The 16,343-nt window shown below is 44.6% G+C and carries 17 protein-coding genes; 13 read left to right on the top strand and 4 right to left on the bottom strand.

Features of this window, described 5'->3' with window-relative positions; genetic code table 11:
- Window positions 1-2 precede the first annotated feature (2 nt).
- Together BN8899_RS04290 and BN8899_RS04285 are read right to left on the bottom strand one after the other, a co-directional pair.
- On the bottom strand, window positions 3-1,532 hold the full coding sequence (locus BN8899_RS04290) for a phage portal protein (RefSeq protein ID WP_065218463.1): 1,530 nt from the start codon (window positions 1,530-1,532) through the stop codon (window positions 3-5).
- Window positions 1,520-3,190, bottom strand: coding sequence for a terminase large subunit domain-containing protein (locus BN8899_RS04285; protein ID WP_231932259.1), 1,671 nt, complete (start codon window positions 3,188-3,190; stop codon window positions 1,520-1,522). The genes BN8899_RS04290 and BN8899_RS04285 overlap by 13 nt, the downstream gene beginning before the upstream one ends.
- A 174-nt stretch (window positions 3,191-3,364) precedes the next feature.
- Between BN8899_RS04285 and BN8899_RS20675 the strand changes: the two genes are divergently transcribed.
- The 12 genes from BN8899_RS20675 to BN8899_RS04230 all read left to right on the top strand — a co-directional run bounded on the left by BN8899_RS20675 (window position 3,365) and on the right by BN8899_RS04230 (window position 14,552).
- Entirely contained in the window at window positions 3,365-3,544 is a 180-nt protein-coding gene (locus BN8899_RS20675; protein ID WP_148375271.1) for a hypothetical protein, read from the top strand.
- Between the two features lie 98 nt (window positions 3,545-3,642).
- Window positions 3,643-4,359: a hypothetical protein gene (locus BN8899_RS04280; RefSeq protein WP_065218461.1), complete on the top strand. Its 717-nt coding sequence runs from the start codon at window positions 3,643-3,645 to the stop codon at window positions 4,357-4,359.
- An 18-nt stretch (window positions 4,360-4,377) separates the two neighbouring features.
- Window positions 4,378-5,025: a hypothetical protein gene (locus BN8899_RS04275; RefSeq protein ID WP_065218460.1), complete on the top strand. Its 648-nt coding sequence runs from the start codon at window positions 4,378-4,380 to the stop codon at window positions 5,023-5,025.
- Window positions 5,026-5,038: 13 nt separating this feature from the next.
- Entirely contained in the window at window positions 5,039-6,151 is a 1,113-nt protein-coding gene (locus BN8899_RS04270; RefSeq protein WP_065218459.1) for a major capsid protein, read from the top strand.
- A gap of 2 nt (window positions 6,152-6,153) precedes the next feature.
- Window positions 6,154-6,549, top strand: coding sequence for a hypothetical protein (locus tag BN8899_RS04265; RefSeq protein WP_065218458.1), 396 nt, complete (start codon window positions 6,154-6,156; stop codon window positions 6,547-6,549).
- Window positions 6,542-6,868 carry a hypothetical protein gene (locus BN8899_RS04260; protein WP_065218457.1) on the top strand — a complete coding sequence of 109 codons (327 nt, stop codon included), beginning with the start codon at window positions 6,542-6,544 and terminating at the stop codon, window positions 6,866-6,868. The genes BN8899_RS04265 and BN8899_RS04260 overlap by 8 nt, the downstream gene beginning before the upstream one ends.
- Window positions 6,855-7,379: a hypothetical protein gene (locus BN8899_RS04255; RefSeq protein ID WP_065218456.1), complete on the top strand. Its 525-nt coding sequence runs from the start codon at window positions 6,855-6,857 to the stop codon at window positions 7,377-7,379. The genes BN8899_RS04260 and BN8899_RS04255 overlap by 14 nt, the downstream gene beginning before the upstream one ends.
- A gap of 2 nt (window positions 7,380-7,381) precedes the next feature.
- On the top strand, window positions 7,382-7,783 hold the full coding sequence (locus BN8899_RS04250; RefSeq protein ID WP_065218455.1) for a hypothetical protein: 402 nt from the start codon (window positions 7,382-7,384) through the stop codon (window positions 7,781-7,783).
- A gap of 24 nt (window positions 7,784-7,807) precedes the next feature.
- Complete coding sequence (locus BN8899_RS04245) at window positions 7,808-8,389, top strand: hypothetical protein (RefSeq protein WP_065218454.1); 582 nt, start codon at window positions 7,808-7,810, stop codon at window positions 8,387-8,389.
- Window positions 8,390-8,444: 55 nt separating this feature from the next.
- Window positions 8,445-8,900 carry a hypothetical protein gene (locus BN8899_RS04240; protein WP_065218453.1) on the top strand — a complete coding sequence of 152 codons (456 nt, stop codon included), beginning with the start codon at window positions 8,445-8,447 and terminating at the stop codon, window positions 8,898-8,900.
- Between the two features lie 17 nt (window positions 8,901-8,917).
- A complete protein-coding gene (locus BN8899_RS04235; protein ID WP_222860552.1) occupies window positions 8,918-9,187 on the top strand; it encodes a hypothetical protein in 270 nt (89 codons plus the stop codon).
- Window positions 9,188-9,191: 4 nt separating this feature from the next.
- Window positions 9,192-14,552, top strand: coding sequence for a tape measure protein (locus tag BN8899_RS04230; protein WP_065218451.1), 5,361 nt, complete (start codon window positions 9,192-9,194; stop codon window positions 14,550-14,552).
- A gap of 23 nt (window positions 14,553-14,575) precedes the next feature.
- Here the strand turns inward: BN8899_RS04230 and BN8899_RS04225 are convergent, their stop codons facing one another.
- Both BN8899_RS04225 and BN8899_RS04220 read right to left on the bottom strand, forming a co-directional pair.
- The gene (locus BN8899_RS04225; RefSeq protein ID WP_065218450.1) at window positions 14,576-15,013 is read right to left on the bottom strand and encodes a hypothetical protein; all 438 of its coding nucleotides are present in this window, start codon (window positions 15,011-15,013) and stop codon (window positions 14,576-14,578) included.
- A complete protein-coding gene (locus tag BN8899_RS04220; protein ID WP_065218449.1) occupies window positions 15,006-15,584 on the bottom strand; it encodes a Panacea domain-containing protein in 579 nt (192 codons plus the stop codon). The genes BN8899_RS04225 and BN8899_RS04220 overlap by 8 nt, the downstream gene beginning before the upstream one ends.
- A 287-nt stretch (window positions 15,585-15,871) precedes the next feature.
- On the opposite strand from BN8899_RS04220, the gene BN8899_RS04215 reads away from it, so the two are divergent.
- Window positions 15,872-16,342 (top strand): hypothetical protein, encoded by a 471-nt coding sequence (locus BN8899_RS04215; protein WP_065218448.1) that lies wholly within the window; start codon window positions 15,872-15,874, stop codon window positions 16,340-16,342.
- The last annotated feature ends 1 nt before the right edge of the window (window position 16,343 follow it).

Here is a 16,343-nt window from a genome sequence, read left to right as displayed (position 1 = left end):
ATTTATTCTGTTTCCGGGTTTACAGTAGTTTTTGTTTCCTCTATTTCGATTTGCTTTTGAATTTCTTCTTGTTGCTTTTGTTTTTGTTCACGAAGGATGGTGTCCCAGTCGGTGGAGGTGGAATACTCGTCGGCGACCTCGTTCGCTCTTTGCCGGGAAAGGAACCCGTTTTGAACGGATGTGGCGAGGTTGGTGATGGTTTCCGTCCAGTTCTGGTGGATGTATGGTTTTATCCACGAGTAGACTTCAAGTTGCATGAAGTCGATCATCATCTCGATTTCCACGCCATACCCGAAAGCGTATATTTTTCTCATTTGGTTGATGAATTTACTGAACTCGTTGGCGTCTTTCATGGCGTTCTCGTACGCGGGGGAATAAAGTAACTTCACGGCAACGCCGGGTAAGTCTCCCGATTTGAGGTCCGGGGGTATGACGGCGAATGATTGCTCGTATATGAGTTTGTATAGTTTGTCGAGCTGCGTAGAGAATGAATTGGAGGCGTCTTGCCCCGGGATGGCACCTACTTCCCCGTCTTTGTCCGGTATGACTATTGTTTTGATACTGCCTTTTAACGGGTCGCCAGCCACGGATATGTCGTTCCCCTTGAAGTACCACACGGGGAACCCGAACGCGGCGGTGTTTTGCGACAGGCGAGAGAAAGCGACCTCGAATTCTTCTATGGTGTCCTGCGAGTTTGTCCAGCACGCTCCCTCTTCGTTCCTTTTATACGCCACCGGTATAAAGTTGAACCCGTGTTTTTCCACGGACACCACGGAGTATGATTCAAGACCGAATATTTTCTTGATTATTGTTTTTGATTTGTTCACGATTCCAGAGTGGTCTTCACGGAACCTGTAGAAGTACTCGTCGTCCCATACTTCCAGCCATCTCGAAACGGTTCTCCCGTCGGCATCTACCTGGTTGTATCCACGGGCGAAAAGAACTAGTTCTCCTGTTAGGCTATCGAAGTGCGGGTACAAGGTGTCGCCATTGGCGTAAGATAGCACTTTCCACCCGAATTTTCCTTTGTTGAGGAATCCAACGAACGCCGTGTCACCTGTTGTTTTCACGGATTTAGCCGATTCGTACCACGCTATTTCCATGTCTTTTATAGCCCATCCTTTGCGATATTCACGGAATATTTCTTTTCTTTTTTCATCGCTCCACTCTCTCGTGGCACGTGAATCGTATAACTCGAACTGTATATTATTACCACACAAGTGGGCTAGTTGTTTGATGGTGATGATTCGTTGGAACGCGAACGAGCACCTGTCGACGTACTCTATGTATTTCTTCCCATCGGGGTCCTCGTGAATGATGTCTGGATAGAATGCTGGGTCGTTAATGGAGTGTGAAGATGGTTCGAATTCACGCATGAAGTCGGCTTGCGTGATGATCTGGTATCTTATATAGTCAGCTGGTTCTATCATTATATTCTTGAAATCTGACTCTCCACCTCTCTTGTACCCGTATGGTAACGCTCTTTTGAAGGGACGACGTACCATTATTTCTTTCGTTTTTACAGTTTCCATAGTCCTTTAGGTTTTGTGTATTGTTTTTTCATCTCGAATACCATTCTCATGATCAGTCCCTCGAAATAGTCCGGGGAATGACCCACTATTTTTTTCATTGTTTTTTTGTTTATGAGCTTGAATCCCTTGTCAGCCGTTTCCTCTTCTTGGCGTACGCATTTTCGTTCCTTGATCAAGATTTGGCGTAATGGCATTTTCTCGAACCCGTCACCGTTGAACTGAAGGTCGAGTAATCGTTCATTAATAGAAATTTCTCCCTTGATTATTTTTGACGCTAACATGTAAGCGCATTGTGATTTGAGGTTGGCGTACATGTATTTAATGCTATCTTCCTGTTCCCTAGTGGTGGCGAAAGGAGCCTGCTGGTTATTGAACGGTACCGCTTTCGGGAAGAACCCGGAACCGTTATTGGAGGGTTTGAATACTTGCCCGAGCCCGTTGAGGTCGTACACGAAGTTTTCTTCTCTCACTCCCCATTCATCTAGTTTGGATTTAACGGCGCTAATCACTGTTTTGGCGTCCATCCTGATAACGAATACATCCTCGATATGCCATCCTATCCATAGCCACATGACAAGCGAGTCGCCACCGGTGAAAGCGATGTCGCATGATGCACGGCGGGTTTCATCACCCGTGTTGTACGGGGCGGCGTAGAATCTCTCCATGTCACCGAGCTTTATCATGTCGTCGCCGGTATTTTTGAAGTTCCAGTTCCCGTCTAGGTCACGAGAGCGTTGTTCCTCGTCTTGCTGGGCGAGGTTCGCGACGTAGTTCGGGTCGGAAGATATTAGCTTTATGTTTTCCTCGAGTTTCCCTTTTATAAAAGTGGCGGATTTGACGAACATGGTCATTTTGTTGAACCCTAGTTCCTCGTAAGCCGGCTTCCATAGTTTGTCGATGGTTTCCTTGCACTGGTTGTAGACTTCTTCAGGGGTGTCTCCCCAGTATATGGACGTGGGTGAATCTCCTTCCATGAAGCAGTAACGGATCACGCCGTCACGTTCCTCTATGGGAAATCCATCTTCTCCTATCCACCAGTCGATGAACACTCTTACCCAAGAATCGGGGTCGGGGTTGCATGTGCCGTAAAATCTGTTGCGTATGTTGTAGGCGTTCCGGTTGCACGTGATCAGGTACTTGAATTTGTTGTAAGCGATGTGGGTGATCTCGTCAATGCCGATGTACGAGAATTGTTTCCCCTGGAATCGTTTCTTGAAATCCTCGAACGAGTCGGAATAGTAAGAGAATTTGAGTTTCCCACCGTTGTTGAAGTACCATGTCATGTCCTGTATGGACTTGTTGTATTGCCCGAACGGGGTGTATAGCGAGTATGACGTGTTTATCATGTCCAACAGGTCGTCTTTCTCGTTACGCAGAAGCGTGGCATTGAAATATTGGTTTTTAACGTCTTTCAGCCCTTCCATGAGCAGCGAGAATGTCTTGGACCCTCCCCTGTTCCCGCCGAATATGGTGATGTCGGCTGTCGTGGATAGGAATTTTTCCTGGCAACCTTTTTGAGCGATGATCCTCAATGGATTGTTTCTCCCTTTGTCGATTTCGCGCAGGTGTTGCACGTGATCGTTTGAATATACCGGAACACCATTTATTGTCTGTATGTCGCTGAATTGTTCCATGTTGATGATAAAAAAAAGACCCACTACCGGATATTTTGTCCGCTAGCGGGTCTTTAAAAACCTCTGAATACTATGTAATTTCGTGCAAATATACTTATATTAGTGCGTTATACAAAACAACTTAAAGTAAAAATTTAAATGAACTTATTTTGTTTGTTGAAAATAAAGTTTTTATATTTGTATTGTTAAACGATTGTAATGAAACAGAAGGTAGAAATCGTGCATGATAGTGATTACGTCCTGCGTAACCTTGGGATAAAACTGGAAGAGGTTCGTTGCAAATGCGGACATAAGCTATTGGAAGTAAAGAGGAGTAACGGGAGCGTGATCAGGTTGAAGTGCAAGAGGTGCGGATCTACCGTTGAAGTTACCGTTTAGGATATAGTATTTCATTTTGGTATAACAGAGGACTTTAAGCCCCGATTGACTAGTAAAATAGTCGGTCGGGGCTTTTCGTTTTCACAAAACAATTTTAGATGGAGAAAGAGATCCTTTTATCCGGTTTTAACGGAAAGATCGGAAACCCCGACGAGAATGGCTTTATCGGAGAAACCGGAATAAGCCAAAGAACACTTGAGGCTTACGTTGATAGTATTTTGCCAGAGATTGCCTCGGATGACATGGTAAACGATTCGTTTTACGATCGCCACGTGAATTTCCTGAAATCTGTTGGAGGACAGTTAAGGCACGAGAAAAGCGAGTTCGTGAAAAAATACAAGCCACAAGGACAGGTGAAAACCACCGAACAGTCGAAACCCGGCAACGAGGTAGTGGAACAACTTTTAGCATCAAACAAAGAGTTAGCAGACCAGTTGAAGGAAGCAGTTAAAGCTGTTTCTGATATGAAAAAAGAGCGAGAGTCGGAGAAAGCAGCGGAAAAAACGGAGATGATGTTCAAGAATGCCATGACGGTGTTGAGGAATAAAATCGAATCCGTTGGCGGAGTCGTGAATGATGGTGTTTTAAGCATGGCAAAAATTCTGACAACATTATCTGAAGGAATGGATGACGCGGCATTACAAGCGGCATTGCAATCCAATTACGAGAGCCAGTACAAGGCTGTATTCGGCAACGGTTCGAGCCCCTTGATAGCGGAAGGTGAACAAGGCGGCAAGAGCTATATCGATCGCTTGAAAGAACGGGATAAGACTAACGGCGAGATGATGGAGAAAGTGCGTTCCGAGTTGAAATAAACATAAAAAAAGAGAATTATGATTCATGTAGCAGACCAAATTTTGGAGTTTAGCGACAAAGTGGGCGGGGCTAGGAACGTGTACGAGGGGCATGTCAATTTGCTCGTTGGAGGTTTCATGTTTGACAAGTCCGAGTTGCCCGCTTATCCATGGGTACTTCCCGCCGGTTCGCCTATAAAGGTGGACGAGCAAGCGAGAACTATCAAGATTCATTACGCTTTCGAGGTGGCGGAAGCCGTGACCACGGGAGCCAAGGTGAAGGTGAAAAAAGGTTTCGAGGGTAGCCGGGTGAAAGCCGGAATGTTCTTGATGGTAGCTCCCGGAGACGTGGATACCGCCGGGACGGGTATCAAGGTTAACTCGGTAGTGACAACGAACGACGATTTCGACGAGATCACGTTGGCTTCGGCTCCTGGAACGTTGGCAGTTGGCGATGTGCTCGTGGAGGCAGACAAATCCGGGGAAACGGCAAAAATAAAGTGCGTGCCCAATTCACTTACAGACCGCGATAAGAGATTGGCTCCTGATGCCAAAAGTATTAACGGTGATGCCGTGTGGGCTTGTGACCGACCTATACTTGAAAGAAGGATCCCGCCAATTGCCCCGGCTATCAAAAAGGCGTTGAGAGATGCAGATTGTTTTTTCAGGTTCAGTAACCGTAAATAAAGGAGGGTAGAGGATGAATAGAAGTTACACTCAATACGATCAGTTCGATGTCAGACGTTACGTTTCTCCGGAGGAGTTCGGGGAAATCGTGAATTACGTGAACTCGAAGTATAATAACAGGGGATGGCAGACTTACGCCGGATGGGGAATACCGCAAAACAGTAGGTTGTGGGCTAATTTCGTGAAGAACGACGAGATCATCGTGAAAGCATCCGTGCTTTCAGTTGGAGCTCCCAAACCCCAGAGAAGTACCACGGGATACAGTTCTTACGGAGGATCGATTCCGAAGATCGGTCACGGTTTGTCTATAGACGAGGCGGATTTATTGACGATGCAGGAATTGTCCGCTCAAGGTTCCGCCCGGTTGAGCGACATGATGATGGATAGGTTAGTCTACACGCTTGATAAGCTTATCGGTGGTATTCATAACAAATTGAATACCTTCGTTTACCAGGCATTGTCTACCGGATTCATTAGAGAAGCCGTGACTGATAACGTTGACGGTGTCCCATTGGATATCGATTACAAGTTCAAGTCGAATCATTTCGCCACCGTTAGCGTCGGGTGGGACAAGGAGGGCGCAACCCCGATTAAAGATTTGCTTGACAGCCAGAAAGTGGCTAGTGATGACAACATGAGCTTCGACCACTGGGAGATGAAGAAAAGCAAGTACGATCAGTTTATAAATCACCCGAACACCACAAAGGTTGTAACGGGGAGAATGAATGTGTACAATCCCACGAATTACACGGTGACAGAAGCGGAGATTTTGCGAGTGATTCATGATTTAGGCGTTTTGCCCATCCGTGTAGTTGACGAGAAGAGCGCTCACGAGGTGGACGGAGTGGCAGAGTTATCGCCTTCTGCTTTCAACGAGGATAATTGCGTGTTGTGCCAGTTGGGTCAGATTTTCGAGATGAAGTGCGCTAATTCGGTATATCGACAGAGAGTGGCGGCGGGGCCAGTTGCATCCACCGCGATGTATTCTTTTGTTGAAGACCGTATTGCAATCCTTGACATGTGGCAGGAAAGCCCAATCAAGAATATTATCGAAACGGAGTTGTGGGCTTTGCCCGTGATCAAGAACCCGAATAACGTGTTCGTGTTGAAAACTAAAACCGAGTAACCATGGCAGACGATACCGGTCTTTACACGATAGAGGATTACTTGCGCGGGTGCGTTGGTTTCACGGTGACAGACGATATGATCAAAGCTATTCTCGTGAAGAGGGGAATCGAGCGGGGTACTCCCGTGGATTCTCTCTCAGAACGGGATTTGGATTTGGCAGAAGCGGAGTTGCTGTATCGAGGGATAACGATCCCTAGCGTGCGAGGCTCGGTGGAGGATGCTGACGGTCAGTGGAAGCACAAGGAGGGGCAAACGGAGTTTTACGCCACGGACAAGAAGGCGATGCTACAAAGGGCGAACGAGTTGAGGGTGAAATGGGGAGAGGACAAGTTCGTGAAGAGTGTTATCAAAATCGTGTCATGGGGCATGGGGAAAAGAAGGAGATGCCATGAATAACGAGAGGTTCCCGCATAGGTGCAAGATTTACAGGGAAGGGGAAGCGAACCCTTACGACGACAAAGAACCGGTTGAAACGGTGTTGTACGAGGGGAAGTGCAGGAGTTATACCCGGTACGTGACGAAGGGGGCTGGTAATGTTATAGCCAGCGTCCGGATTCTTGCCATACCCATGACCACGTTCGACTGGGTGGTTATGCCGTTCACGGGAGATAAGGTAATTGTTGAAGTTGGGACCTCCACGGAGAAAGGCGAGGTAGTAGACTGCGAGCCGAATAATCTAGGAACGGATATAACTTGGAGGTATGTCAGGAATTAACGATAAGGCGTTCAAAGAGGCGAAACGGAAGTTATCTTCCGAAATGTATGGCAATTTATCGGTAATTGTAGATGCTATTTCCGAGCGTGTTGCTAACAGGATACGGCATGATGGTAGATATCATAATGTCACGGGAAACACGAGGGGAAGTATCGCTTTCGGGATTTTTTATGATGGGAATTTGAAGATTGTTGACACTCCTTATGCGAGAGAGTATATTAAACGAAGGACGTTAATCAAGGGTGAAAGGTACAAAGGTTTCAAGGCTCCCACTGGAGAAAATCATTATTACGGTGACGAGGAGTCAGTAAAATTCTTAAAGAGTTTCACTCCGTCGGTTAAGAATGGTTTTGATATCGTTTTTGTAGTTGGCACTGAATACGCCGAGTACGTGGAGAAGGTTAGGCAGTTGAACGTGATGACGGATACATTCCAGTTTTGTCAGGTGACGAGGGACGGTCTGATTACGGGGAGCGTGTTTCCCTCTAGTTTAGATTTTGATTTAAGTTGATTATGGGAAAGTTGTTCAGGATAGGAGAAACGCTGGAGATGCTAGATACTGCCGTTAGCGGTTTAGGAATACGTGTATTCCCAACTAGCAGACCAAAGAGTGTGCCGGAGCACATGAGCGAGTTCGCCGTTGTGAGCCTTCCTGTTAGCGTGATTAACATGACTCACGGGACAAGGGATGCTTACGGGCTGACGAGGACCACTTGCTGGGTGGAGATTTTTGTCCGGGACAAGAAACAGGTGGAACACGTGAAGAGGATGGATGATTTGGTTAACGATGTTATAGACCTATTCCCTATCAGCAATAACGGCATTGTCGCTTCTAATCCTTCGGTGGTGATGGGTGGTGCTGACGGTTTCGGTTTCCACACGGTGACAATTCAAGCACAAGTGATTACAAGTTAGTGTTTAATTTAAAAATATTAAGTTATGACAATGAAAAGCAAGGTGGAGCTAAAAGAGGTTTTTTCCGGTCTAGCTTCAATTCTAATTAAAAAAGGTGGTATCACGGATTTTGCCACGGTGGAAGCTGATTTTGATCTTCCTGTAGAAGTGGATAGTTTATCCATGTCGCAAGGTGCTCCCACGTTAAATCATTACAAGGTTCATGGTTTGCAATCTGATTGGGCGGTTACTTCGACTCCAGGGGAGTTCGAGTTTAGTGCTTTTGTCCCTAGCGTTCACGAGGATTTGATTAATTATTTCCTCGGCGAGGCTAACGCCGTGGCGGCATCAAAGATTAACGGCAAGGGATACAAGGGGATCTCGGCGACATTAAAAGACGTTAAGTTGAATGTTGGCATGGTTTTATTGTCGGAGGACGATAGCCACGCTTTCGTGGTTAAAAACATGACCGTTTATGCTACCCCTACGTTAGATTCCCCGACGACAAAACCGTTGGGATTCACGTTGACCGGAAGTATTGTTCTGGATGACGCTGCCGCAACTGGAGCGAGTGATGACAATATCGCTTTCTTGACGAGAGATACAACGCAAGACACCCAAGTCTGAAGCTGATTATTCATTTTGGCGGGCTTACATATGCCCGCCATAATTACTGGAGTATATGGAGTGTATTGAACAACCGGATAAGAATGCGGAGGGCGTGTTGAACAGTATCATAGACAATTTGCCTAACGTGGTTAATATTCCCCACACGAGGAAGTCGTACAAGGTGAAATGGCTGAAAGGTATTACTACCCGGAAGATTACCCGTGTTTTAAGAGAGGATGGCAATGATGACAAGATCAGTGCCAAGGTGGCGGCGGCTATCGTGCTGAACGATTACTGGAAATTGCTTTTTTTCTGGTGGCTCACGTGGCGATGGTTTTATTACGTGAAGCAATATGACGAGAGCCAGCTAATGCCATTAATTGTTGAAGGTAAAAAAAAAGTACAGCAAGAACAGTTTTACGGGAATATCATGTTAGCGATCGGGATGCGGGACACGATCATGGCGATGAAGAAGGAGGAAGTAGAACGTTTCCTTCGAGAACCTCGTGGGGAGCGAGCCACTTTATAGGCGAGAAGCACCAATGGTTGCTAAAACCATTGATATTATTCTGGGGGTTGTGGAGTATACCGAGATGGGGGTACATGCAAGTGTACACGATAGCTCAAATAGAGCTGTTCACTTGCGATGTACCCCTTGTTGTTTATGACCACAAGGTAAAGGAGAAGAAACGGACGAAGAAGGACGTGGATGACTGGGTAGAACGGTGGAAGGCAAAGAAGGCGAAGAGAGAGGCGAGCGGGACAAAATTTAACCTGAATGATTTTTTGAAAACTGGAAAATTAAACAAAGAATAGTGTTATGGCAGATTTGGGAAAGTTGTGGTTTTCGTTGGGGTTGAAGGACGAAACGGAGAAGGATTACGATAAGATAAAGAAGAGGGTTGAAGCGAGATTAAAAGACGTTAGAATGAACGTGCGCCCTGATGTGGACGTGACCAAGCTGGAACGGGCGTACGAGAAAGCGCAAGCAGCAGCCGCTTTGGCAAAAGAGAAGTTAAACGCTTCTATCTCGAAACAGATGACCGGTCAGATGGTGGAATCTATTAATTCTATCGGAAAGGTAAATGACGAGTTGAAGAAGATGGGTGACTATTACCGGGATTTGGAACGTAAAGCTGACGCGGAGAGCAAAGCGAGAGTGTTATCAGATAACACAAGGCTTCAAAATATAGCACGGATACAAGGTGCCCTTAATAAACTGGATACTTTAGAGAGCAAGATACGCTCTACTGGCAAATTTTCTGGTGGTGGTAAAGGGTACGAAGAGGCGTTACGAAAGATAGAACAAATAAAGAACGCTTTAAGGTCGCTTGACAGAGAAGATGCGCGAGGGATTCAAAATGCTATCGGGAGCAATTTGACCCGGCAATTGAATTCAATTCGTTTGCTGGCACAAGAACAGGACAAGCTGAATAATATTCAAAGGAGAAGTGAAGCCAATCGACTTGCCGAGCAAACTAGACAAGCGGCACAAGAGCAAAGAAATCTAGCAAAGTTCACGAGTGATGCAAACACGAGATTGTCGAGTCAAGGTAGAATTGCAAGCGAGGTTAAAAATCAAATATCTGGATATTTGTCTATTTACGCCGCAGAACGTTTTCTAGGAAGTATTATACAGATTGGAGGAGAGTTCGAGAAGCAGAAGATCGCCTTGCGTTCTATTATTGGGGATGCCTCTCGGGCAGAAACTATTTTCAGCCAAATTAAAACTTTAGCTGTTGAATCTCCTTTCGAGTTCAAGGATTTAGCCAGCTATGCCAAGCAACTTTCCGCTTTTGCAATCCCTTACGAGGAGTTGTACGACACGACGAAACGTTTGGCGGATATTTCTGCCGGCCTCGGGGTTGACATGGGGCGTATTATACTGGCTTACGGGCAGGTTAGAAGTGCGGCTTTCCTGCGTGGACAAGAGGTAAGGCAGTTCACGGAGGCTGGAATCCCGTTGATTGACGAACTAGCGAAGAAATTCTCCCAACTGGAGGGTAACGTTGTTTCTGCCGGGGAGGTGTTTGACCGGATATCGAAGAGGATGGTTAGTTTCGAGATGGTGAAAGAGGTGCTGTGGGATTTAACGAACGAGGGAGGTAAGTTTTATAACATGCAAGAGGAGTTGGCAGAAAGTTTGGCGGGCAAATGGTCGAACTTGCGAGATAGCTACGACATCATGTTATCGGAGATAGCGGAGGGGAATAACGGACCATTGAAGGCGAGCCTAGAGATGTTGACAAGCTTGATGAATAACTGGCGGGGTGTTTCAATGGTTATCGGCTCTCTTGTAGTTACTTATGGGGCGTATAAGGCAGCGGTAACGATAGCCAACACGTTAGATGCTATACAAATTGTTAGAAAGCAAGGTTTGGCTTTGGCCACGCAAAGAGCGGCGGCAGCCATGGTTGCAGAAACAGCGGCAGCAGCTAAAATGAACGCCGCTACAGCCGTGACTATCGGTAGAATAAATAAATTAAACGGAGTACTTTCTTCTGTTGGAAAAGGTGGATGGATTGGTTTGGTTCTTGGAGCGGTTGTTAGTCTAGGCATTCATTTATATAACGTTAGCCAGGAAGCAACAAAGCTTAAAAGAGAGTTGGACGAGATCGGCGATAAGGCAGGATCTTCCGTTACAGTGGCAGTGGCAGGATACAATAATCTTGTAGATCGTTTAAAGAAGGCGAATACAGGTTCTAAAGAGCGTTTGGATATTATCAATCAAATTAATAACCGGTACGGGGAGTATTTGCCTAATTTGTTCAAGGAGGCGGACAGTAACGAGCAAGTAGCAGCATCTATTGATAAAGTAACAGAAGCAATCAAGCGCAGAACGCAGGCGCAGGCTTACGAGCAGGGAGTGCAGAAGATAGAAGAAGAGTATGCTGAAAAAATAAGTAAAACTAATATCAAATTGCAAGAACAGATCGCTGAAAAAATAGGGTTAGACCCCAGTATGACAAAGAAATTTGCTAGTGATTTTGTATACAGGTTGACTAGAGATTCGGTGACTGACGCCTACAAAATACTTTCTGAAGTAGGAAAGTTATACGGGAAGGATATTCATATAACAGAAGCTTTTACTGGCGATGAAAGTATTGTTACTTATGCGAATCGTATTCGGGAGTTAATTCAAGAACAAAAGAAAGCAGAAAATGAGTTTTCAAGAAGTTTGGATAGCAGGTACAATGGGATAAAATTGTATGAAGATGAGCTAAGGAAGATTGAGGAACGTTACGCTAAAACGATGCCTAGTGACTCGGAGAAAGCGAGGGCGCATCAAGTGGAGATGCTCACAGAACAGTTGAAGGTGTTCGGGGATGCTGATGACCAGTACACGAGGAACTATATAGCGAATATTAATGCCCGGATAGCTGAGTTGAGCAAAGAGTCGGACGAGTGGGTAAAAACGGCGGAACGGTTATCAAGGGAAGAGTTAAGCGTTGGTGGGCGGGATGTGACAACTAATTTCCTTGCCCCGAAAGACGAGGAGAAAGCTAACGTGATCAAGTTCCTAGAGCGTATAGGAGAAGAGTACGACAATGTTAAAAAAGAGATAGAGAGTATCGAGAAACTTTCTCCCAAGTTGCTTGATGGTAAAGCGATGGAGAACCTGGAGATATTCAAGTTCCAGAAAAAGCAGTATGAATCTTTCGGGCAGTCTTTCGGTGTTGATTTGACGGCGTACTCTAAGTCAGGGGCGAAAGGCATTAGGGAAGATGAGAAGAATGACTTGAAAGACTCCGTGCAGTTGATGAGAGAGGAAGTGGAGCTCGTTGCCAGGAAATGGGAGTTGTACAGGAAGTTGTATGACTTGACAGGTAGCAAAGAGGGGGCAATGATGGCTGCATTCGGTGGTAATGTTTCTTTCAATAGCGAGATAGAGGAATTGCGGGAGAAGTTGAGAAAAGAGATTGAGGCAAGCGGGAAGAAAGTGACGATTGAAGAGTTGCTCGGGATGAGCGACCGGCAATTGGGCGAATACGGCAACTTGTCCCCCATCGTGAAAAAGATCAAGGAGGCTACTTCGAAGCTTACGGAAGAAGATATGCTTGACGCTGCCAAGTTGATTAATAAATATCGTGATTACGAGGAAAAGATCGTGGAGATAAAAAGGAAAGCGAACGATGATATACGGAAACTGGAGGAGCAGAGAGCGATGCTCGGTGACGAGGCGACGGATAAGGCAATAGCGAAAAGAAAGAGAGATGAACAATCGGACATATTGAAAACAAAGTTTGACCAGTTCAAGAATTCCCCGGAGTACTTGAGGGCTTTCGAGGATTTGGATAAAACGTCAACCTGGACTTTGCAATTTTTGCTGGAACAACTTGAAAAGTTTAAACTAGAGGCTGCTGAATCTTTTGACTTGACGAACATGAAGGAGTTTGTCAGAATAATAGAAAGTATTGCAGATAAATTAACGGAACGTGACCCATTCAAGGCATTGAAGGATAGCATCGATGAAGTAAATTCCGCAACCACGAGGTTACATCAAGCTCAAAACACGGTGAAATTCGTTCTGTCTGGCGCAAACAAGGTGATGAGCGAGGCTGATGCCATGAAGGAATTAAACGAAGCCACGGATAACTATCTTGACAAGACGAGCAAGATGAAAAAAGCCATGTCGTCGGTAGCTGGAACCGTGGATGATTTTTCGGGGGCGTTGAAAGACCTTGGAGGGAGTATCGGCGGAACCGCTGGTGACATTATATCGTTGATCGGGGATATAGGTATGTTCGCCACGGAGTCGGCACAAGGAATTATGAACAGTATCGATGCCGTGGAGGTTGCCGCCACTGCTGGGGCGAAAGCAGTAGCCATGATAGAATCAGCGTCAGTTATATTGAAGGTAATCTCGACAGCCATGCAGATCGTGGATAAAATCAAAGGATGGTTGAGTGGAAACGAGGATCGGGAAAGATATCAACGTTGGTTGCAAGGCATCGTGGATACGCAGGACACGTATAACAAGAAGCTTGTTGAAACAAAACTGTTGCAGGAAGACGTGTGGGGAACCAAGCAGATATCGAACGCACTAAATGCTATTCAAGCTCTTAATGATGCCACGGATAATTACAATAACAAGTTGAACGAGCAGCAAAAAGCTTGGAAAGATCCGAAGAGTAAATGGAGATGGTGGGGAGGAATAGTTACAAACACCGTGTTGAATTCTGTATCGAAAAATGACAGCGAGTACGTGGCATTAAAAGATAATCTTCGTTATATCACCCGAACGAGAAAGAAAGGTTTTCTCGGGATAGGAGGCAAGCACACTAAGACTCAAGATCTAGTGCAATGGGTTAAGGAGAATATGGATGGTGCCGAGTTATTTTTTGCTGATGGAAGGTTGAATCTCGCGGTAGCTGAATCTCTGCTAGAGAATGCTGATAATCTAGCAGGTGAAACGGAAAACAATCTCCGGAAGTTAGTTGAACTGGAAAAGCAAATACAAGAAGCGGAGAAAGCTATATCGGAGTATATATCTGAAACATTTGGAAGTCTTGCAGATAGTTTGAGTAATAGTATCGTGGACGCTTTTAGAAACGGTACCGATGCCGCGAAGTCATTTCGGGATAGCGTGGTTGAAGTTCTTGAAGACGTTGGGGAACAAATCTTGAAGAACACTTTCATGCAAGGAATGTTTGACAAGTATCAAGAGAGAATAAAAAAAGCATATGAAAATTATGGAGACTACGGTGGAGGGCAAACAGGTAATGCTTTTGTAGATGCTATTGCTAACGCGTTATTATCAGGAGAGATTGCCGATGCTACCGAGGAATTAGCCAAGGATTCAGAGAAGGCGACTAAAATGGGAGAAGCATTTTTAGAAATGTATAAAAATATCATGAAAAATCATGGGTTTGACGTGTTCGGGAAAGACACTAACGCGCCAACTCTTGGGAAAAGCGTGCAATCTCTGACGGAAGATACTGGTAATTTATTGGCATCCTATCTTAACGCCACTCGTGCGGACGTTAGCATCATCAAGATGCAATGGGAAAAGTTTTTGAATGAAACGTATCCATCCGTGAATTTGATCGCTGAGGCGCAGTTGACGCAGTTGACCATGATACAGGTTAATACCGCTAATAACGTGCAGGTGTTGACGGAGTTCAGGGATTTGTTCAGGAGGGCAACGACGCCAGGTAGCGGGGTTAGATTGAACGTGTAATGTAAGCCGGGGGAATCCCGGCTTTATTTTATTATATTTTCCAATACATTTTCCAAGGACGGTTTATACTTTCTTTTTACCTTTTCGCTTTTGTAGAAACTGTAGACTAAATCTTCAAGTTCATCATCTTTAATATGATCCACGCGTACCACGTTGAATTTGGAAAGGAAATTATCGTCATGTTCCCGAATGCTACCTCGATGAGATAAAAATGTGTGTTTATTGAAACAAAAATTATTTATTCCAATGACGTGCCCTGCGGGGAAACAGAAACCGGATAGTTCACGGTCGACAATTTCGCCGTGTTTAACGAGGCTGATGTCAAAATATAATTGGGAGGTTGTCATGGATAACAGTTGGTATCCTGTTTCCATATTCCCGATCACGATGAAAAACTTGTCCTTATATTCCGATGGAAGTGGATAATTTTCCACGAGAAGAATATCACCTATGTTATACATTCCCCGAGTATATCTTCGTTTTCATGTTTTCTAACGCGTAATTGAATTCCGCTTTTCGAGAATCTGAATCTAGTAGCTGTTGGAAATCAATCTCTATCTCGGAAGTGCAATTATCTTCCGAAAATTCGATGCCATGTTTCTTTTTCGCGATATCGTATAAAGAATCTGGCTGGTGCGTTAAGTCCACAAGTTGACGTGCTGTTTTCCCTCCATACAATTTCAGTATATCATTTATAACCTGTAAGTCTAAATCTGAAAACTCGCCATCATCAAATTGTGCCACCGGCTTAATGATACAAGATCCATCCGCCATATCATTAAATGAAACGTAATCAGAGAATTTATTATGTCCTTTGATTTTTGAGTAATAGACATCTTCGGTTACCGGACCGTGCATCCATGCTTTGTAGTTCAACCACGTGATGGGAACTCCTGTTCTCTTGACTGATTCTTCGTCTATCAAGTAGAGCAATTTAAGTAATTTGGTGTGATATAATGGCTTGCAAGCGTTGGCAAGAAGTATCATCAAATTACCGATTAATTCCTTGTTTGTCCGAATGCCTATACACATGGTAATAATTCTTAGATGATTCAAGTACAAAGTTACAATATAAATTTATAATTTTATTATCCCCGCGTTATTTGATCGTAATTTAGAATGTGTTTAATCCCAAACATGAACTTCAAATTTTGAATTAGTATATTAAAGTAATACTTTAAATAAATGCTTTTATCATGTTGTTTAATAGTATTTATTTGTATATTTGTACTACCATAATGTAAAGAATGAGGCTCAATTGAAGCCCGGCACCTGGAGTATTAATTCCGGATGACGGGCTTTTTTTTTATTTTGATGATATGGCGTACAAAGGAATATATTTTCAAAAGGAGAAGGAAGGTTCGCTAGTGAAGGAAAGCGTTTCCGATTTCGGGATATGGTGCAAGGATTTCCCATTCAAGATACACGGGGACGCGAAGGAACTAGCGAATACCGAATGGTCTGACGAGGACGGAGATGACGAGTTTATTCCTGACGTTATAAGGTTAAAATCATACGAGATAAGTGTTGAGTTTGCTTACAAGGGCGTGTCGGGATCGGCAAATGAAAAGATACGTGACTTTCTGGATTACTTGACTGGTAGAGATGGAAGCGGGGCTAGTTTGAAAGTATATGATTCTTTCACTGGAATCGGTCGTAAAAACGTGAGATTCATGAGTGTTTCCCAAGATGGAGAATATGTTAGAAGCGACGCCGAGGGAGATGTTTTTTTGTTCAAGGTCACGTTCAAGGTCAATGATCCTGTAACTGATATAATTTTAACGAAGTGAC

It is taken from the genome of Butyricimonas sp. Marseille-P2440, assembly GCF_900091675.1.
Lineage (GTDB): Bacteria > Bacteroidota > Bacteroidia > Bacteroidales > Marinifilaceae > Butyricimonas > Butyricimonas synergistica.
Note: the sequence above shows the minus strand (reverse complement) of the source record. Positions and strands in the feature narration are given on the sequence as shown.